The organism is Chitinasiproducens palmae (genome assembly GCF_900095735.1).
GTDB lineage: Bacteria > Pseudomonadota > Gammaproteobacteria > Burkholderiales > Burkholderiaceae > Chitinasiproducens > Chitinasiproducens palmae.
In genome coordinates, this window is record NZ_FNLO01000007.1 from 16,441 (window position 1) to 35,991 (window position 19,551).

Sequence of the window (19,551 nt, forward strand, 5' to 3'; positions counted from 1 at the left end):
GAGCCTGCCGCCTGCTCCAAGCCCAGAGTGGCGCGTCGGAGCTTAGGGCACATTGCCGTTCGGGGCGGGTAGGTAGGCGTAGTCACCCCCGGCGCAGGCTTTTCAATCAAATTGTAAATATCGCAACAAATTTCAGCGCTGTAGCGGCAGCCACTGTAGACACTATTGGATATGTCGGCATCACGGAAGGAAAAGGTTCGCTGGCGAGCGGCTGCATCGCGAATCGGCTCATGGTTGCGACCGTTGTTCAGCCAAGCGCCGCCGCCTTTGCCTGACGCACCGGAGGGCGAAATTCAAACAAGCGTTTGGTTGTGGGCACCCTTTGTGCTATTGCACCACTAACCTTTGCATTTGCGTAAGCAATTATGAATTTGCCGGCCCGGTCATTGACCTTCCGTACGGATGCGAACCACCACGGCGCCTCACCTCGTGCATTCCATACCCAGATCACGCCCGCGCGTCGCCATCATTCGGCGCCGAGGAACGCTGCATCTGGTATGACGCTGAAGCCACGCGGCGGGCGCATTGCGCATCCTATCCGACGCATCTTGGTTGTCGATGACAACGTTAGTGTGCGGTTTGCAATGTACGAACTTCTGAACGCTGAGGGCTATGACGTCATGATGGCTGCCAACGGCGACGATGGCATTCGCCTCGCTCGCCAAAGTCGGCCGGATGCCGTCCTGCTCGACATCGCGATGCCCGGCCTGGATGGTTACTCGGTCGCACGCGTGCTGCGCCACGACGAGCAGTTCAGTCAGACGATGCTGATCGCAGTGACCAGCTTCGGCAGCGAGCAGGACATCCATCTCGCCCAGGAAGCGGGTTTCGATCACTTCTTCCAGAAGCCTGTAGACATCGATCGGATGCTGGACTTGCTCGCAGGCTAACCTGTATCGCTGGCGCCCCCGGCTGGCGCCCCTCACTGGCACCCGTCCCGCGCGCGAATTACATTCGCGCGCCGGTCCCGCCTTCCTTCAACACTTGCCAGGTAACGGCGACCGGATCCGACTCGGTCGACCCGATCCAGATCTGATCGTCCTGGCGCGTCACCTGCAGGCGCATCGTCCTCGATGCCATGCGCGCCAACTCTGGTGCCACGCCTTCGTCGATCGACAGTACCGTCAGGTTACCCAGGCGTTGCACCTTGTTTTGCACGCCGGCCCACCACACTTTGGCGTTTCGGTACGCAATCGCCACAACCTGGTCGGCGCGTCCGGCCGCGCGCGCCAGGCGCCGCTCGTCCGGCTGTCCGAGGTCGATCCACCGCTCGATGCGGCCGGTGAGGTCGCGGTCCCATAGATCGGGTTCGTCGACATCGTCGAGTCCCTTGGTCAAGGTGAGCGTGTCGCTCGCGAACATCGCGAACATGGCAAGGCGGATCATCATCCGCTCGTCCGTCTCCGACGGGTGACGCGCAATCGTCAATGCATGGTCCGCGTAGTAATGCCGGTCCATATCCGCAATCTGCAGTTCCGCCTTGTAAATAATCGATTTGAGCGCCATGCCTTGAACCCCGAGAACGTGGCGCGAAGCTTAACCGATTAAGGCGTTGCCAGGTCAGCGCGAGAGGTCATGTCACGCAGCCGTGCAATGCTGGCGGAAAACCGACGAAGAATGAACGAGAAGCCAATGGGAAAGCGGGCGGAAAGCCGATGATAAGCCGATGAGAAGCTGACCCCGAGGCAACGCGACCGCAGCAAGGCCGTGGTTGGTAGAAGTGCAGGGGAGCAAGCAGAAAATGGATGGAATTACCGATCGTTCGATCTATTTTCGGCGACGAAAACCCGCTTGTCAGTAAGTGTTACACGTTTCTTGTTGCATTGCAGGAGCCCCCTATGCAAAATCGTCGGGCCAGATCCACCAACCGAATCGGAGGCTGCAATGGTTTTCCTCGGCTTCGTGGCGCTTGCTTGCTATGTCGCGCTCTCGCTGCTGTCCGCCCTACGCATGTTGTATGTTCACGGCCATTATTCGCATATCGAATTCGGCACGCGATGGCGTGAGTATGGACATTGGGCACCACGCCGCTATCGCGTGTTGCGCGTGATGCAATATGTGGCGCTGGCTGGGATCGTCTTGATGGTTGTCGGAGCGTTTCTTCATTGAGCGTCCGCGAGCCGCCGGACCAGACGCGCTCGCGCACTGCGCCTATCGTCCTCGACGACAGGCGGCGTCCGAGTCTGAGCCGCAGGCCGGCGCGGGCGTGAGCCGTGCGCCGGCCTGTTCGCTGATCAATTCGCCGATCATTTAGCCGACCCGGGTCAGCAGCGGCGTCTTCAAACCTTGGGGATGCGCAGCGTCTTGCTGATCATCAGGGAGCCGGAGACGGCGAACAACAGGACCAACGGGTGCAAAATCCACGGGCCCACCTGTAGCGCGCCACCTGGCAGAGCTGCGCCCAGGCGCTCTCCCCAGGCGCATGCGGCCAATACCAAGCACAGCACGACACTGGTGGGTATTGGCGTACCCTCGAAATACTTCACCTTGTCGCTGCCACTCGAGAGCGTTTCGGCGGTGATATTGAAGCGCGCCAGACGGCTGACGCCGCAACATACAAAATAAATCAGTATTACCGCGTCCCAGCCGCCGCGCATGCCGGCAGCGAATGCCATTGCAGCCGGACCCGCGCCGAACGAGACGATATCGGCAAGCGAATCGAGTTCTCGTCCCATTGCCGAATGCCGCCGACGCCACCGTGCAACCTTGCCATCGAAAATATCGAAGACAAGGGCCAACGGCGCCATCGCGGTGGCCACCAGGAAATCGCGCGTAACGCCGCTCCCGACGAAGACCATCGCGAGAAAGATCGAAGCCATCCCGCATCCGGCATTGCCAAGCGTGAACAGATCCGCGAGGTGCAGGCCGCGGATCATGCTGAAATGCCGGGAGGGCTCGGGACGCTTGGACGTGACTGACATAGATAAATTCCTGTCCGATTTCGATGAGCTTGCACGCCACGCCGCACGGTACGCTTAGCCGGGCGACGTGGACTTGCGAGTCGGCTCGGCGCGCGTACCGCGCGCGGCGCGCCGATGCGCGCAGTTACTTGCCGGTTTTCTCTGCGGTGCGCGCTTCCTTCCGTTGATCGAAGTTATGCCCCGTCGGCGCCGGTTCGTCCAGCGGGCTGGCCACGTGATCGTTCACCGGCTGCGTGGTCGGCTCGTCGTTGTCCTTCTGCACTGTCATCGTGGGGTCGGTATTGCCATGTCCGTCGGCATGGACCTTCCCATCGTCCCGCACGTAATTGCCTTTGCGCTGATCCGTACTCATCTTTGTCTCCTACGATCGGGTAACGCCCTTACGGGTAACGTCCTTAAGCATGCATCGTTCGTACCCGCGTTGCGTCGTTGCAGCGCGTTTGCATGATAAGGTTGTGTGAGCGATTTGAAAGCCGGGCGCCGGCATCGATAGAAGGAACGACTTTGCATGGCTGACGTACGCGATCTCAAATGGCTGGCGGTAGCAACGCTTGCTCTCTCCCTCTGTGCCTGCGAGGACAGAAAACCGGCCACGGCAGCCACCGATGCCGCTCGGTCGGTGGATACACCGGTGGCGGCGTCCGCTTCTCCGGGGGCTTCTGCCGTCGGGGCGTCGCCGCAAGATGGCGAGCGCGGCACCAGCGGCGCCGAGTCACCGCCGTCGCAAGCGGCCAGTGGCGCCGTGGCCGGCAGCGCAGCAAGCGCAGGACCGGGCAGCGATCCGGCGGCATCCCGCGCGCTCAGCGGCGCGCCAGTGGAGGCGCGGCTGACCCACAACTATGTGTTGGCGCGCGACGGCGAGTACGGCTACGAGGCTGCAGACAAGCAGCGGATCGTCATGGTTCGTTACCTGGGAGAGAAACGTGGCGTATACACCGCCGAAATCCAGAAGGGCGATGCGGTTGGTCAGATGTCCTGCCGCGCACCCTGCGACCAGATCCTGACGCGCTATTTCGTCGGCGGGAAGCAGACTAGAGCGGAGAAGACCCGCAACGATGGCGTGTCGATCGGCGCGGCGATCTTTGCCGACGCGATGGCGGGCCAGTTGCGGACTTACGGCGAGCAAAGCGCTGCCCGCTGAGCGGCATTGTTCGGAAGTCACAGCTGCCTTCGGAATCCACACGCATGCGGTGAGCGCCGCTTCACGTATGGCGCAGCGTGCTCCCCGCGAGGCGTGAGAGGGTAAGCGGCGGCGTACGCAATCGCAGCGTTGTCCTCGTCCAGTCGGTCACCTGGAACGAAGTGTGCTCTGTGTCGGGCTCCAGCATTCGGGGGATGCCGTTGATGTCTACTACACATAAGCACTCGGTCGGTGACGAAGCGAAGCGTGAGATTTCCGTCGCGAAAAGCGCCGCGAAGCGCTTCAGCTCGGACAATTGCACGACGATGGCCGCGGGGATTGCGTTCTACTCCGCGTTCTCGCTCGCGCCGACACTCGTGATGGTCCTGTCCGTGGTCGGCTGGTTCTACGGCGCGGAAGCGGCGCGCGGCCAGCTGTTCTCGCGCATCAACGGCTTCCTTGGCAATGATGCGGCGGCGGCGATTCAGTCGATCGTCGAGAACGCCCACAAGGACGGCGGCGGTGGCATTGCTGCCATCGTGTCCCTGGTCCTCTTGATCGTCGGTGCCTCGGCGACCTTCTCTACGTTGAACACCGCGCTCAACGTGATCTTTCCGGTACCCGAGAAGGATCGGCCGTCCAGCATCGCGTTGCTGGTGCGCGTGCGGCTGACATCGTTTGGCTTGGTGCTGGGGATTGCCTTCCTGCTGATTGCGTCGCTGGTGCTCGATACCGTTGTCTCGTACATCGGCGAAATCATGTGGGCACATACGCCGTGGGTTGTCGTCGGCGATATCGTCCAAGTGCTCATCAGCCTGGTTGTTCTTGCGCTGGCGTTCACCGCATTGCTGAAGTTGTTGCCCGACGCGTCGATCGCTTGGCGCGATGCCATGTTGGGCGGCATCGTATCGGCGATTCTGTTCTCTGCGGGTAAGAAGCTGTTTGCGCTGTATCTCTCGCATGCCGGCACCGCAAGTGCATTCGGTGCGGCGGGCTCGCTGGCGGTGTTGCTGATGTGGCTGTTCTTCTCGGCGGTGGTGCTGCTGGTTGGCGCGGAATTCGTTGCCGCCAAGATGGGCTTTGCGCATCACAAGGACCCGACCTCGGTGCCCGGAAAAGTGGCGCACCCTGAGGACGTGGCGCGTCATGCCGCATTGGCGGCCGGTGACACCGACGTTGGCGCGGCCACCAGCCACGCCGCGAACGCTGCCACCGCCGCTGCGGCAACCGCAGTTGCGCAGGTGAAGGACGGCGCGCCGCGAGCCGCGGTGAAGACGACCCGAGGCACCTATGCTGCCGAACAGCGTGCGGAGCTGGCCACGGCGCTGTCCCAGCGCAATGCGTCGCTGGGTGGCCGCGCGGGCCGGATCGCAATCAACGCCTTGTTTGGTCGTCGCGCCACGGGATTGCAACTGGGCGTTCTGGTCGCGCACACCCTCGTGCAGGCGCTTGCCGAACGGCAGGCAAGCAAGCGCAAACCGCAACACGGCGGTATCCGAGGACTGACACGTCGGGTTGGTGCGCCGCGTTCGCAGTCAGGCCATCCGATCCGCAGTGCGATCATTGCGTCGGGGATCGGCATGGCTGCCGCTGCATTGGGCACGCTCGCAGACAAGCGCAAGAACAAACCGGCGGTTCCACACAAGCGCTGGCTTGACCGGCTTGACCGGGTCTCCCGGCGCCAGCCATAACGATGTGAGACAGCGCCTCGCGCAATCGACGTACGTTCCTGACTGTCCGATGCCGTCCAGGTAATCGCCGGGCAGCACTTCGGATAGGACGTCGGGGAACGGCGTGCGGCAGCGCAAGCGAAGCCGCACGCCGCTACCCGTCTTGCTGATCACACGTGATCGCCAAGCGCCATCCGGGATCGATTCCTGTTCAGCTTCGTGTAGCGATCTGGATGTTTCGCGCTGCCGGCAGCAATGGCAGCGCGGGGGACTAGTTTGAGACGAACGAGTCAGAGATCCCGAACGGCCAGTGGCTCGGAAATTCGGCCGCGCTCACGGCTCATCTGATGTCCATGCCAAAGGCTCTGCGCAATGCGCTGCGCCATTTCGGTCGCGCGTTCGCGCAACCCGGTATTGCCCAACTCGGCGGTGGTCTCGGCAAACAGTGCCAGCCAGCGATGAAAGCGCGCCGGACTCAGCTCGTCGAGCGCCGCATGCTTTGGCATTGGCGTGCCGCGATACCGTGCGGTGCCGCGTAGCACGGACGACCAGAAATCGATCAGTTGCGCATGGTGCGCGTCCCAATCGCTCACGTGACGTTCGAAAATCGGGCCCAGGTCCGCGTCCGCGCGCACGCGTGCGTAGAAGCGCGTCACCAGTTCGCGAATCTCTTCTTCCGTACATAGATCGGGCGATCCCATTGCAGTCTCTCCATTTGAACCGCGTCGAGCGAGAGCGACATTATGCGCTTGTGGATGCTTGCTTCCCGCGAGAGACGGGTTGCGCACCGCGCCTAGCTGGCGGCCTTGCATTCCGTGCCGGCCCTGAGGGCCCGTCTCGGGCAGGGGCGGCCGGCGCCGTCCGATCTTTATGGCGGGGAGGCCGACGCCGATGCAGTTGTCTGCTTGGACGAAGCGACTGCGGGTAAAGTCGCAGGCTCGGCAAGAAAGGTGAAGAGCGCGCGGGTGAACGGCGCCAGGCCGTCGACCGTCGCAACGCAGAGCTTCAACTGGCGGCTCGCCCACGCGTCGCGAAGGGGCACGATTGCAATGGGCAGCGGCGTTCCGATGCGGCGCGCGGCGGCCTCCGGCACGATGCCGATGCCACCGCCCAGCGACGCCATCCGGCACACCGACTCGAAAGTACGCACCCGAATCCGATGGCGAAAACGCCTGCCGAGGCGTAAGGCATGTTCATCGAGATGGATTTGAAGCGCGCTGTCCAACGGCAGCCCCAGATAATCCCGATCGAGGAGGACCGCGAAGTCCACCCCGGATGCGCCGGCCAGTGGGTCGTCGGCGGCGACCACCGCAACCAGGCGATCGACCGCGAATGGCACGCAGTGCAAGTCACCGGTCGCAACGGCATTGGAGACGACGCCGATGTCAGCCTCACCGGCCGCGACCGCATTGACCACCGCCGTGCTCGTGGCTTCGCGCAGGTCTATGTCGATGTCGGTCCGTTGCGCGAGAAACCGCGCGAGCGCGTCGGGCAGGTGCTCGGTGCAGGCGGCGCCGTTGGCGTGCAGGCGAACGCGCCCCTTGGCGCCGCCGGCGTGGCTGGCCAGCTCGCCGTGCAGGTCGCGCAATTGCCGCAGCATCAGGCGCGCGTGGTTCAGCAAGGCTTCGCCGGCGGCAGTCGGGGTCACGCCGTTACGCTTGCGCAGCAACAACGGTGTGCCAAGATCGTCTTCGATGGCGCGCAAGCGCGCGCTGGCTGATGCGAGAGCGAGGTGGCAGCGTGCTGCGCCGTGCGTAATGCTGCCTGCCTCGACAACGGCCACGAACAGTTTTAGATCGATGAGATCGAAGCGCATGCGTTGCATCTTAGCAGCCGTACGCCGCTCGGACCTTGCCTTCGGCGTGCGCGAAGCGAGACTACGCCAATCCCACATTGTGTTGCACGGCAAGCGCGTCAGAATGCAGTACGTTCCATCGCAAAACACCATGACCGTGCTCTACGATCCTGTTCTTCCGCTGGTCTGCGCAACGTTCCTGCTTGCTGGCGTCGTCAAAGGCGTCACCGGCATGGGACTGCCCACGGTGGCGATGGGCATCCTCGGTACCTTGATCTCGCCGGCAGCCGCGGCAGCGTGGTTGATCCTGCCGTCCCTTCTCACCAACCTCTGGCAGTGCGGATGGGGCGCTGGTCTGCTGGACCGCTTGCGCCGCTTCGGGACCTTGCTCGGTGGCATCGTTGTCGGCACGCTGTGCGGCGCTCACCTGCTGGCGAGTGACACGCGCTGGACGAGCGGTGCGTTGGGATTCGCGTTGCTCTTGTATGCGCTGTACGGGCTTTTCTCTCGTCCGCTGCGCCTACCCGCGCATCTCGAACGGTGGCTCTCGCCCGTCGTGGGGCTGATCACAGGGCTCGTCACCGGTGTCAGCGGCGTTTTCGTCATTCCCGCCGTGCCCTATCTCCAGTCTCTGGACATGGCGCGCGAGGATACGGTGCGTGCGCTAGGACTCGCGTTCACCGCGTCGACGCTCGCGCTGGGCGCGGGTCTGGCCGAAGCCGGCGCGTTCGGCGGCGGCGATGCATTGCGTTCCGCAATCGCCATCGTTCCAGCGCTGGCGGGCATGTGGTTGGGCCAGGAGGTCCGGCGGCGCATCAGCGCGGCCATGTTTCGACGCTGTTTCTTCGGCGTCTTGTTGTTGCTCGCCGCGCATTTGTTGCTGCGCTTTTTCTCGCCCGCCTGAGCCGGCACGCTGCAGGCAGGCGCGGCGACCATCACGTCGCTCAACACGTCGCTCAGCACTGGAAACGCAGCACCAGTTCCGTGATCGCTTCTGGCGGCAACGGACGGGCGATGCAATAACCCTGCACCTCGTCGCATTGCCAGTCGCGCAGGTCGCGCAGCACCTCGGTGTCCTCGATGCCTTCCGCCACCGTGCGGTAGCCCAGCTTTCGTGCCAGTTCAACGATCGACTCGGCGATCGTGCGGCTACGCGGGTTCGCCCGCACATCATGCACGAGGGACCGATCGAGCTTGATCACGTTGGCCGGGATCTCTTTCAGATACGCGAAGTTGCTGTAGCCGGAGCCGAAGTCGTCGATCGCGACATCGCAGCCCGCAGTGCGCAACGTCGCCAACTGGGCGACGACCGATGGATTGCGGATGATCCACTCACCCTCGGTGACTTCCAGTTCCACATCGGCCGCACGCAGACCGTGGCGCGCACGGGCATCCGCGAGCACTTGGGGAAGATCGCCGCCCTCGAAGTCGCGTGGCGATAGGTTGAAAGACATGCGCAGCGAAGGGCACAGGTCCCGCCACTCCGCGAGTTGACGCATGCCTTGTTCAAACACCCATTGCGAGACGGACGGCATCAAGGCCGTGCGCTCGATGATCGGAATGAATTCGGCCGGAGACACATTGCCGAGCAATGGATGCTTCCACCGCAGAAGTGCTTCCACCGAGACGATGCGGCCGGTTTCCAGGTCCACGCGCGGCTGATAAAGGAGATGAAACTCATCGCTGGCCAGCGCACGCTGGACACCTGATGCAAGACTGTAGCTGCGGCGGAACACAGCATCCGTGTCGGCGTCGTAGGCCACCCAGGGCCGGTCTGCTTCGATGGCCTCGCTGAGCGCATTCATCGCCTGCCGCAGCGCGTCAGTCATTGCGTCCACTTCCATCGACACCTCGACCAGACCCGCGTGCACCGCTGGTCGGATCGGAATGCCGGCGGCGTTGACCGGTTGTCCCAGTTCGGTCCCGATACGTTCGAGCAGGGCGCTGCGCGTGTGCGGGTCCGGCAGCGTCGTGAGAAACGCGAAGCGCGCCACGCCGACGTGATAGAGCGGCGCATCCTCGCCGAGCAGGCGTCGCAGCCGCAGTCCCGTCTGGCGGATGAGCGAGTCCACCGGGTCCATGCCAAGCGCGCGTGCCATGTCGTACACGCTGTCGATACGCAGCGCATCCAGCAACACGAGGGTGCGGCGTTCCCCTGCGTAGAAGCGCGGCAGCACTTCCAGGTCGGCCATGAACTGCTGGCGGTTGGGTAGCCCGCTGAGCGCATCGCGTCGTCCGACCGACTGACGCAGCGCAATCTGGCTCATTACAAGGCGCGCCAGCGCGCTCAACTGCTCCGCCTGTTCGCGCGTCATCGTGCGCGGGACGTAGTCGATCACGCACAGGCTGCCAATCGCGTGGCCCGAGTCGGTAATCAGCGGCGCGCCGGCATAGAAGCGCAGACCGTTCGGCGCCGTCACCAGCGGGTTCGTAGCGAATCTCGGGTCGGCAAGCAAGTCCTCGACGATCAATACGCCGGGCGACTGGATCGCATGCGAGCAAACCGAATGCGCGCGCGGTGTCTCCGAGACGTCGAAGCCGCAACGGGAGATGAACTGCTGGCGATCGGCATCGACCAGCGAGATCAGCGCGGTCGGCATTTGAAAGCAGAAGGCGGTGAGTCGCGTGAGCCGGTCGAACTCTTCAGAGGCGTGCGTGTCGAGCAGTCGCAGCGCATGGAGTGCGTCGAGGCGTTCGCGTTCGTGTGCCGCTGCATCGATCATCGTGGACTGTCGGTTCATGGTGGGGCAAACGACATGTTGGTCTGGAGGCAGGCGGACTTTACCGCGGTGCCGCCGCAGCGCATTGGTCCGGGCCGACGAGTGGGGTGCGCTCCAGATCCCGGAACTCGTTGCCAACGCCAGCGGACATCTCAAAAGCACCGGTCGCGCCGGTGGCCGATGCGTCACTGCGCAACGCTTTCATCTGATGATTCTACGACCAATAAGGCTGGCGTGCCGTCGAACATGCGGCATCGCGCCGCAGCATTTTGTGACGCGCAAGATGTCCGGAAACGACTGAGGCGCAGCGCGGGAAGGCTATCGCCGCAATAGCGAAAATTGTGTGGTCGTGTGTCCACCTGCTCCGAGATTGTTGCGTTGATGAGAGAGGTCAACAGATATCGGCAATCCGTTGACGATGGGTCGGCGACGATTAGCGACGTCGCCGATTGCAGTGTTGTGGCGACGAAACGGTCGCGCGGTGGTGCTTGTCGCGGCAATCTTCTTCACTGCACCGGTCGCGTACACGGGGCGCATGGATGGGGCGCGAAACTTGCATGGGAGGGCGCGGACGGGCGTCGTCAAACTCTGATAGCGTTACTCGTCGTTGTACCGCTCCGGAATGGCTACCGTGCTCCGGACGGCTGAATCAACAATAACAACATGCCGTCTGGGCGTGGTTGGTGTCCCTGTGCATCGCGCGTAGTGCAACAGCGCATCGGTGCCGCATGGCAAGCATGTTCGCGCGTACTGAACCGCAGCGCGCGCCTTTCTGAACTCGGAGCGTTTCACATGTTTCGCAATCTGTCTGTCGGCCGACGCCTTGCCTCGGGTTTCGCCGTCGTATTGGTGTTGTTCGGCGTCACCGCCGCACTGTCGATCTATCAGATGACGGTTTCGGAAAATCACTTCCAGAAGACCTTCAGCGATGCAGAAGAAAAGGAAAACTTAGCAACGCGGATACGCGCGGGCTTCGACCTGCGCGCGATTGCGGCCCGAAACGTCGCGATGGTCAGCGACCCGGCGGCGCAACCGGATGAAGTGGCCCGTGCCACCGCGGGCAAGAAGGCGATCGACGATGCGATGACACGGCTGGCTACGCTGCCGATGGACGCTTCCGAGCGGGCCTCGCTCAAGCGGCTGGTCGACCTCGAAACGCAATACGCGCCGGTGGCGCAGGACATCATTGCGTTGGCGGTCGCGCAGCGACAGCCCGAGGCAATCCAGCACCTGACCGGTCAGTGCATGCCTTTGCTCAATCAGGTAATCGAGGAATTGGACCGGCTGACCGCCGAGATACACAATGCGTCGCTCAACGCTGCCGAGCAGCAACACCAGTCGTCGAGGATGGCGGTCTTCGCGATTCTGACGTTGACCGGCCTGGCGCTGGTGGTCGGAGTGTGGGTGGCGGTCGCGGTGTCTCGCTCCTTGCTTCGCCAACTGGGTGGCGAACCTGTCGACGCGGCGCGGGTCGCGGCCGACATCGCGGCGGGTCGATTGGGCACGGTCGTGCCTGTGCGCGAGGGCGACCGCGACAGTCTGATGACGTCGCTGGAGACGATGCGCGCCACGCTTGCGCGCACTGTTGCGGACATTCAGGCGTCCAGCGAAGCCATCGCGCTGGCCGCTGGCGAGATTGCCCAAGGCAATACCGACTTGTCCCGTCGCACCGAAGCGCAGGCCGGCGCGCTGCAGGAGACTGCGTCGAGCATGGAAGAGCTGACCGCCACCGTGCGTCAGAACGCGGACAATGCGCAACGCGCCAGGGAATTGAGCGCTCGCACTTCGGAATTGGCCGCACGCGGCGGCGTCGCCGTGGAGCAAGTGGTCGGTACCATGGCCGGCATCTCGGAAAGTTCCGCGCGGGTCGCCGATATCATCGACGTGATCGACGGCATCGCGTTCCAGACGAACATCCTCGCGCTCAACGCCGCGGTCGAGGCAGCGCGCGCAGGCGAGCACGGACGTGGCTTCGCGGTGGTCGCGGGCGAAGTGCGCACGCTGGCGCAGCGCAGTGCCACAGCGGCGCGGGAAATCAAGACGCTGATCGACACGTCACTTGGTGAAGTGAAAGCGGGCGCGGGGCAAGTGCAGGCGGCGGGCGCGCGCATGAATGAGATCGTCACCTCGGTGGCCGACGTGACTGCACTGATCGGCGGTATTGCCGATGCGTCCGATCAGCAGCGGGCCGGCATCGAGCAGGTGAATCAGGCGGTTGGACAGATGGACAGCGTGACTCAACAGAATGCTGCGCTTGTCGAGCAGGCATCGGCAGCGGCGCTGGCAATGGCCGATCAGGCCGAGCAATTGCGCCAGGGCGTGGCCACGTTCTCGTTGCACGACGATGACGCGCGTCGGTCCGCGCGCCCGCAGAGCCGCACTAACGACGTACCTACCGATCGTTCCGCGTGGTCGCCGTCCGGCGTTCTGCTCGCCACCGCTGCCCGCATGCCGGAGCGTCTGGCGACTGCGCCGGTGCGGCGCGCCACGCCAACCCAGGCGAATCTCAACTCGCCCGCGTCCGTCGACGCGGACTGGGAACGCTTCTGAGGGCACGGGTTGCCAGGACATTGCCCGCAGCAAGGGCGAGCGCCGGCAGGCGACCGCCAAACATCTGATCAGGGTTTCTCCCAGGCGCCGGCAAGCGGTTTGACGCTTGCCGGTGACGCCGCGGCCACGTACATTGTGTGCCATTGTTCTCAAATGAGATTAACAGTGGAAACGTGTTCGGGGGAAAAGGCCAGTCCTGTCACGCAGGCATACGTGCGCCAACGGCACGCTGCGGTGCGACCGTTCCTGCACGAAGGGCGGGAAGCGCGGCGACAGCCGGTCATCATCGTCGGTGGCGGGCCGGTCGGTCTGACCACTGCACTGACACTCGCCCGTTACGGCGTGCGGTCCGTGGTTATCGAACAGGATGACGGCACCTGCGAAGGGAGCAGGGCAATCTGCGTGTCCCGGCGTTCGCTGGAAATCTTTTCGCAGCTCGGCGCCGCCAGCGCACTGCTGGACAAGGGACTGAGCTGGCGCGGCGGGCGAAGCTTCTATCGCGACCGCGAAGTGCTGCACTTCGAGATGCCGAGTCAACCGGGCGAACGGCTGCCGCCCATGATCAACATCCAGCAGTACTACGTCGAGCAGGCGCTGCTTGACTGCGCCGAAGCCTTCGACTCACTTATCGAGATACGCTGGCAGTCGCGCGTCACCGGTTTGACCGTTCTGTCCGACCATGTCGCAGTCCAGATCGAGACGCCGGCCGGCGCTTATGTCGCCGAGGGCAGTTGGCTGGTCGCGAGCGACGGGGGCCGCAGCGGGGTGCGCGATGCCCTGGGACTGTCGCTGTCCGGCACGCAGTACGAAGGACGATACGTGATCGTCGATATCGAGATGGACAGCGAACGTCCGACCGAGCGCTACGCATGGTTTGATCCGCCCTCGAATCCCGGCTCGACGATCCTGATGCATAAGCAGCCGGACAACGTCTGGCGCATCGACTATCAGGTTCGCGCCGACGAGGATCCAGAGGAAGCCGTCAAGCCCGAAAACGTGCTGCCACGCGTGCAAAGCCATTTGGCGATGATCGGCGAGACCGCGCCATGGCGGCCGTTGTGGATCTCGATCTACAACGCGAAGTGCCTCACGCTCGAGCGCTATCTACACGGCCGGGTCGTGTTCGCCGGCGACGCTGCGCACCTCGTCCCGATTTTCGGCGTGCGCGGCATGAATAGCGGCGTCGAAGATGCGTTCAATCTGGGTTGGAAACTCGCGTTCGTCGCGCAAGGCTGGTCGCCACTGTCACTGCTGGACAGCTACAGCGACGAACGACGCTATGCCGCGGTCGAGAACATGCGGCAAGGCGCCAAGAGTACCGAGTTCATGGCGCCGCCGCATCGTGGCTTCGAACTGATGCGAACGGCGGTGCTGGGACTTGCAGGCGAGCATCCTGGCGTACGCACACTGATCAACCCGCGCCAGACCGCGGCGATCGCCTTGCCCACGTCGCCGCTGAACCTGGCTGACAACGCTGGCTTCGAAGGCGGACTGCCGCCCGGCGCGATTATCCAGGATGCAGCCCTTGCGCACGTGACCGCCGACGCAAACGATGCGCCGTCCCCAGTGCAGACCTTCCTCGGCACGGTGCTTGGCAAAGAAGTGACGCTGATCTATTTCGGCACGGCAGCGCATCTACCCCATGGCTGGTCGCGGGAAATTACCGGCCGGCAAGCGAAAGGACAGCCTGTCACCGTCGTCACCGTGCTGCCCGAGGGGACGCGTTCCGAGATGGCGGACAGGGCGGACGGGGCGGACACCGTGCGTGCAGTCTGCGGCGATGACCGATTCCACAGTGTCTATCGCCTGTTCGACGCGAAAGCCGGCACTGCTTATCTGCTGCGCCCCGACGGACACGTGCTTGGGCGATGGCGAGATCTCGACAGGGTCGATCCGGCGCTGGCGCTGGCCGGCGTGTTCCAGGACGATGCCGTGCGATGCATGGCCGAGGGAGCCCAATCATGAATGCCGATCAACTCGACGACGCGTACACCACGCTGTGCCATAACATCGACGCCGTCGGCGAGCAGGGCACATCTCTCTATCTCGCGCGCGTGGCCATGCTCTTGATCCTCGAGAGCGAACCGTCCGTCGTGAAAGCTGCCTTGCAAGCCGCGCTACCGACGCCGAAGGGCAGGGAATAAGACGCCGAGCAATGGTGTCGAATCGGCGCGCAGCGTCTCTCGGCACTTGCGAGTCGCGGGGTCCTGCGCGATAGTTCGAGCAACTACAGTCACTGCAATAATTGCATCGCGGGCAATCCGCCCGCGCGACGCGTCACGATCGCCACCCATCATGCTCCGTCCACTGATCGCCCTCGCCGCACTAGCCTTGATCGCCAACACCGCTGCGGCGCAGGGCCGCGTGAGTAGTGCGCCCGACACGCCTCGAACCACTTATCTGAGTCCGCAACAGGCCGCCATCGCAGCCGGAATACCGGGCGCAACTACCGGCCCCAATTCGGGCATGCAACTCGACGGCAACGCCACGCGCTGCAGGGAACTCGCCAGTTCGATCAGCCAGGCCACAGCCCGTCCTCCCGTCATCGGCGACCAGCGGCTCGACTACACCTACCGCGGACGACCGCGCGAAGACGTGGACAAGCGCGCCGAACTCGAGGCGGAGTATCGGCGGTTGGGGTGTCGGTGACGGGATCAGAATGGTGGCGTCCAGTCGTCGATGGTCGCTGGCATAGCGCCGAAGAAGAGCGTGCGGGTTCGGATGTCGGATTTCTGCCGCTATCGGCATTCGCAGCCTGAGTGCTGCTCTTGAGCCGTTTCTCTGCCCGTGTTGCGTGTGGGGGTTGTACAGCGACCGCCGCCGTCAAGGCAGTCGGACATTTCTGCGGAAACACTGGCTCAAGTCGAAGGACAGCCATCCCAATTCGAACCCCGGATAGGCTATGAACCTTAACACCTTTCTCCGGTTAATCACAAATAAACAGAGGCTTACGCGATAGCGGGTGCGCTTTTGGACACGCCGTATTGCACAAACAAGTGTTTGATTCGCTTGGAAGTGACTCAATCGAATAGCGCGCTGGCTAGGTTCAAATCGGCGTGAGCGTGTGCGAAGCCGCAGCGCGGCGCGAAGGATGCGTTAGCGGCCACCCCGCGTCCGCGACGTCTTTTCCATCGGATGAGCTGTCGCTTTCCGTGCGAGATTGTCTGCGGTCGCACAATGAATTTAGGTAACGAACGTTGCTACAGTGACAGACGATAAACGGTCGTTCGCCGTGTTGCGAACCGCAGGAGGACCCTCCTGCTACCGCGCAGCGCGACGTGTACTCCTCAGGTAGTGTCAGGGAGCGCCGAGTTTCCGGCAGAGTCCCGATTCTCCCTGCTACGCATCTTCGACTGGAAGTCATCAATTAATTGACCTTCGGCAGGAAAGAAGATGACGATCGCACTGAACCATTGCGTACGGCGTGCATGGAGGAAGCGAGACGTGACTTATACCGGTCGTAACCTCTCCGCAGCCACTGGGAATACGGGTCGCAATGCTAGGGGCGTCGCCTGATCAATGATCTGCGCGTGAACGGCGCTGCTGCGTTGCGAGTCTGGAAGGGCTAGACCGCTACACGCAGTTTCGCTTTCAACCTGCTCACGGCCGCAAATGCCACAATTCGCTGACTGAGACGCAGCGAGTCCCCCCCGTTGTCATGTTCCAAGCTCGGCATGTACCGTGCTCAGCGTTGTCAGAATAGGACAGGGCCCTGTGAATACGCATAGAATGGGCCTCGCAATCGGGAGATCCTACGGAACTCCATACGGAGAAAACGTACGAAAACAATGTCCTCGTGTCGGACGCAGTTGAGGAATGCTTCGGCGCATGCAAAAGGGGCATGAGTTCATGCGGGTAGCATGGCATCGTCTGCATCGCTTCGGTATGGCGAGGCTTCAGCCGTCGCTCGACGAGAAACATCGTGGGTGATTTCGTACTGATCGACCGTAAGTCTCGGCAGGAGGCGATCGGAATTGCTGAATCGCGGTCAGTATCGAAATTTTGCCTGCCTGCCAATCCCAAATTACCTCGTATATAGAACTACTTTCATTTGCATATCACGTGATCGCATCGACTCCTACAAACGCGCCGCACCGAACTAGAACCTCAATCAGCGCCGCCATGTCCGAAGACGTAGAAGGAACGTCGAATATAACTCGTTCGTTGTCGCTTTGGATGAAGTCGATGGAAGCAGCATCGCTTGCGACGTTGCATGACCCTGTGGCGGGATTTCGGAATACATCAATGCGCGAGCCTTGCTGCATTTGGGATGCAGCAGTGTCGGCTACAGATGTAAAGGAAGGCGCGAGGCGGTAAGGAATTGCGGCAAGCTCCCAGTACGGGCTTTCCTGACGGCTTGCAACGGTCACTCTCATTGGTTTTTCGGATGTCTTGTTGGGACTTGTACAGTGGTTTTACACTTCTGGAGCATTCGAAGTGGTGTACCGGTTATCGTGGGCGGTCTCGCAGGCGATCCTGCTAAAACAGGAGGTCTCGGTTGGCTGCACCGATGCTTTCGTGATGCAAGTGTTCAGAGCGAGCCATCCGTCCGGAAGCGTGCAGGTCGCCCGGTCATTGGTGGCTCGTAACGATCGACGGGACCGGCGGTAATCGAGGCGGTTAGAGTACCTCCGTTGGCTCGCACTACGTCCGCCAACGACAGACTAATTATTGAAGAAGCAGCGCTTCTGTTGTGGGCGACGCGCCATCCGCATGCAGTGGCGGCCAGTCCACTCATTACTGTTTTGCGGCATATGGCTCGGTGAGATTGAACACCGCCAAGTTAGGGAACGCGAAACGACTCAGCTCGGCCGGTCGGCGAGCGACCAAGGAAACGGGGAGTCGCCGTGGCCTAGCACGTATGCTGCCCGACCGGCGTTAGTCTGTCCTAGTTCAGGTGCCTCGCTTAGCGCTGGCCATGGCAGTGTTTCCCTTTTCAGATTCCTACGCTTCCATATTTCTTCCAACCCGAGACGGCATCGACATACAGCTCCCCTTCTGCTCCGCCTGCCGCCGGACGCAAGTACGGAGGCAAGCGCATGCCGGGGTACGGTACGAGATCTGAAGCGAGCCGGGATGAGGTATTCGGCTTAGCGAAACTGCTGTTCGTAAGCCCCCCTCCGAACAGAACATTCTCGACTGTCATTGGCCCGAACGTGGTACCGCTGGCAACGAGTAAGCAGCCGGCACCGTCGCTTGAACAATTGCGGAACGTCGGGGCTGTCAGGTTCAGCGCGCCGACGAGCGCCAGGTCATGGTTGTCGCCTGCCACATGAATGTCTTCGTAGACGGCGCCCACACGCGCGGTTCCTGGCACATTACGGATCAAGTACGTGATGCCAGGGGCGCCGCCGTCGGTCAGGTAGAAACGGGCTCCGCGGATAGTATGATGCGCCGGCGTGGCGTCGATTGGCCAAGCGGTAACCGTTGAGGGAATGTCAAACACGTCATTGATCGACTTTGAGCGAGTTGCGCCTGCGTCGAAAATCAGACAACTGCCGCCAGGATTCGTGACCGTGCGATGCCACTGATTCCCCTCCGAGTGGAAATCCGAAGCTGTACTCTTGACAGTAACGGCGGCATGAAAGGCATTGCCACGCATGGCGTTGAATCGGCTGAAAGCACCGGCATTCGGGAAGACAATACTTATAGCGTTGCCTGCATAGCTGATGAGGGCATTGCCGTCGAACGAGAAGCCGATTTGATTCGCAAAGTTAGTTTCTTTTACGACGGAGGTGCTGTCTCCGTAGAGGAAGCTAACACCAGACAAGCGATTGGCACGCATGCCACGCGAAGGAACGTTCGCGCTGTTCACCAGTGCCCCGCCCACAGTACCGCGCCACCACACGATGCCGCCAGTTACGTTCATTGCATCCCGGTCGAAACTGAACGCTGGATATGCGCTCTTAGCATGAATGAAGTTGTCGCGTACGGTTAATCCGAGAAGTGCAGGTCCTTCGGTGCTCCCGGTAGCGTATTGATGCCCGACGATGTGCGCGCGGATTGACTCGAATCCCTTCTGCGGGCTTAATACGCTGCCTGCGTCGAGCATATCTACATAACAACCTTCAAAAATTCCCGGAGTGCCGCTGCAAAAGATAGGTAGATAAGCGTTGAGCACCATGCAACCGCGCACACTGCCGTAGGCGCCGGCTTCCGTTTTCAAACCGATCACATAGCCGTAGCTCACGCCGTTTTCGAACAGCACCATGCGATTCCTCTCATCGATGAAGAGAAGATCGTTGTCGCTCGAGTGTGCCTGCACGATAGTGTCGAACGGTGGGGCAGGGGTTTGGTCGCTCACGTTAACCGGATACTCGGCCCACGCCGCGATGTAGCCGCACAGCGTGCCTTGAATCTGTTGCCCGTTTTCCGGCGAAACGACGGAAGCGAGGTATCGCCTTGTGTTCCATATAAAGTGGTCGCGGCATGAACCGCCGACGCACCCCCAGAAAAACACGCCGCCACCGTTGCTATCCTTGTTCATTGAACCGTCGCGCGCAAGGATGTTGCCGGCTGAAACATTCAACATCTGGACGCCGTCCGCGTTTGGCAGAAGACATTGGCGGAACGCTACTCCATCGCCGTAGACTTCACTGATCTTCACGTTACAGATCTCGGGACGATCAACATAACGGAAGTAAAAGACGCGGGCACCTACGGAGTGCGGTGTGGGGTGAGTGATGTCTAGCGAGTTTAGGTCTGTGCCACCTTTGTTGCGCTGTCGAGCGTAATTCCACTCGACGCGGCGCGAGATGCGAATCTGCGGTGCCAG

Annotated in this window: 17 protein-coding genes; 9 read left to right on the top strand and 8 right to left on the bottom strand. The window is 62.2% G+C overall.

Features of this window, described 5'->3' with window-relative positions:
- Positions 1-497: 497 nt before the first annotated feature.
- Positions 498-890, top strand: coding sequence for a response regulator (locus BLU54_RS12415; protein ID WP_170845136.1), 393 nt, complete (start codon positions 498-500; stop codon positions 888-890).
- 58 nt (positions 891-948) lie between these two features.
- Here the strand turns inward: BLU54_RS12415 and BLU54_RS12420 are convergent, their stop codons facing one another.
- Positions 949-1,506: a YaeQ family protein gene (locus BLU54_RS12420; protein ID WP_091908628.1), complete on the bottom strand. Its 558-nt coding sequence runs from the start codon at positions 1,504-1,506 to the stop codon at positions 949-951.
- A 378-nt stretch (positions 1,507-1,884) separates the two neighbouring features.
- Between BLU54_RS12420 and BLU54_RS12425 the strand changes: the two genes are divergently transcribed.
- The gene (locus BLU54_RS12425) at positions 1,885-2,109 is read left to right on the top strand and encodes a hypothetical protein (RefSeq protein ID WP_091908630.1); all 225 of its coding nucleotides are present in this window, start codon (positions 1,885-1,887) and stop codon (positions 2,107-2,109) included.
- Positions 2,110-2,279: 170 nt separating this feature from the next.
- Here BLU54_RS12425 and BLU54_RS12430 read toward each other — a convergent pair whose 3' ends face one another.
- Positions 2,280-2,921, bottom strand: a complete 642-nt coding sequence (locus BLU54_RS12430) for a CDP-alcohol phosphatidyltransferase family protein (protein WP_091908633.1) — start codon at positions 2,919-2,921, stop codon at positions 2,280-2,282.
- Positions 2,922-3,045: 124 nt separating this feature from the next.
- Complete coding sequence (locus BLU54_RS12435; protein ID WP_091908635.1) at positions 3,046-3,273, bottom strand: hypothetical protein; 228 nt, start codon at positions 3,271-3,273, stop codon at positions 3,046-3,048.
- 390 nt (positions 3,274-3,663) lie between these two features.
- Here BLU54_RS12435 and BLU54_RS12440 point away from each other — a divergent pair, with 390 nt between their 5' ends.
- Positions 3,664-4,062, top strand: coding sequence for a hypothetical protein (locus BLU54_RS12440; RefSeq protein ID WP_139169667.1), 399 nt, complete (start codon positions 3,664-3,666; stop codon positions 4,060-4,062).
- 203 nt (positions 4,063-4,265) lie between these two features.
- Complete coding sequence (locus BLU54_RS12445) at positions 4,266-5,732, top strand: YihY/virulence factor BrkB family protein (protein WP_091909209.1); 1,467 nt, start codon at positions 4,266-4,268, stop codon at positions 5,730-5,732.
- Positions 5,733-6,001: 269 nt separating this feature from the next.
- Here BLU54_RS12445 and BLU54_RS12450 read toward each other — a convergent pair whose 3' ends face one another.
- Both BLU54_RS12450 and BLU54_RS12455 read right to left on the bottom strand, forming a co-directional pair.
- Complete coding sequence (locus tag BLU54_RS12450) at positions 6,002-6,412, bottom strand: group III truncated hemoglobin (RefSeq protein WP_091908639.1); 411 nt, start codon at positions 6,410-6,412, stop codon at positions 6,002-6,004.
- Between the two features lie 167 nt (positions 6,413-6,579).
- Complete coding sequence (locus BLU54_RS12455; protein WP_091909212.1) at positions 6,580-7,527, bottom strand: LysR substrate-binding domain-containing protein; 948 nt, start codon at positions 7,525-7,527, stop codon at positions 6,580-6,582.
- Between the two features lie 130 nt (positions 7,528-7,657).
- Between BLU54_RS12455 and BLU54_RS12460 the strand changes: the two genes are divergently transcribed.
- Complete coding sequence (locus BLU54_RS12460) at positions 7,658-8,410, top strand: sulfite exporter TauE/SafE family protein (RefSeq protein ID WP_211435347.1); 753 nt, start codon at positions 7,658-7,660, stop codon at positions 8,408-8,410.
- A gap of 52 nt (positions 8,411-8,462) precedes the next feature.
- Here BLU54_RS12460 and BLU54_RS12465 read toward each other — a convergent pair whose 3' ends face one another.
- A complete protein-coding gene (locus tag BLU54_RS12465; protein ID WP_091908641.1) occupies positions 8,463-10,247 on the bottom strand; it encodes a putative bifunctional diguanylate cyclase/phosphodiesterase in 1,785 nt (594 codons plus the stop codon).
- Between the two features lie 771 nt (positions 10,248-11,018).
- Between BLU54_RS12465 and BLU54_RS24470 the strand changes: the two genes are divergently transcribed.
- The 4 genes from BLU54_RS24470 to BLU54_RS12485 all read left to right on the top strand — a co-directional run bounded on the left by BLU54_RS24470 (position 11,019) and on the right by BLU54_RS12485 (position 15,425).
- Entirely contained in the window at positions 11,019-12,776 is a 1,758-nt protein-coding gene (locus BLU54_RS24470) for a methyl-accepting chemotaxis protein (protein ID WP_170845137.1), read from the top strand.
- A gap of 165 nt (positions 12,777-12,941) precedes the next feature.
- Positions 12,942-14,741: an FAD-dependent monooxygenase gene (locus BLU54_RS12475; RefSeq protein WP_235837936.1), complete on the top strand. Its 1,800-nt coding sequence runs from the start codon at positions 12,942-12,944 to the stop codon at positions 14,739-14,741.
- On the top strand, positions 14,738-14,920 hold the full coding sequence (locus BLU54_RS12480) for a hypothetical protein (protein ID WP_091908650.1): 183 nt from the start codon (positions 14,738-14,740) through the stop codon (positions 14,918-14,920). Before BLU54_RS12475 ends, BLU54_RS12480 begins: the two co-directional genes overlap by 4 nt.
- A 151-nt stretch (positions 14,921-15,071) precedes the next feature.
- Complete coding sequence (locus BLU54_RS12485; RefSeq protein ID WP_091908653.1) at positions 15,072-15,425, top strand: hypothetical protein; 354 nt, start codon at positions 15,072-15,074, stop codon at positions 15,423-15,425.
- Between the two features lie 1,409 nt (positions 15,426-16,834).
- Here BLU54_RS12485 and BLU54_RS23280 read toward each other — a convergent pair.
- Together BLU54_RS23280 and BLU54_RS12490 are read right to left on the bottom strand one after the other, a co-directional pair.
- Positions 16,835-17,152, bottom strand: a complete 318-nt coding sequence (locus BLU54_RS23280; protein ID WP_139169669.1) for a hypothetical protein — start codon at positions 17,150-17,152, stop codon at positions 16,835-16,837.
- Positions 17,153-17,712: 560 nt separating this feature from the next.
- Positions 17,713-19,383 carry a hypothetical protein gene (locus tag BLU54_RS12490; protein WP_091908656.1) on the bottom strand — a complete coding sequence of 557 codons (1,671 nt, stop codon included), beginning with the start codon at positions 19,381-19,383 and terminating at the stop codon, positions 17,713-17,715.
- Positions 19,384-19,551: the final 168 nt, after the last annotated feature.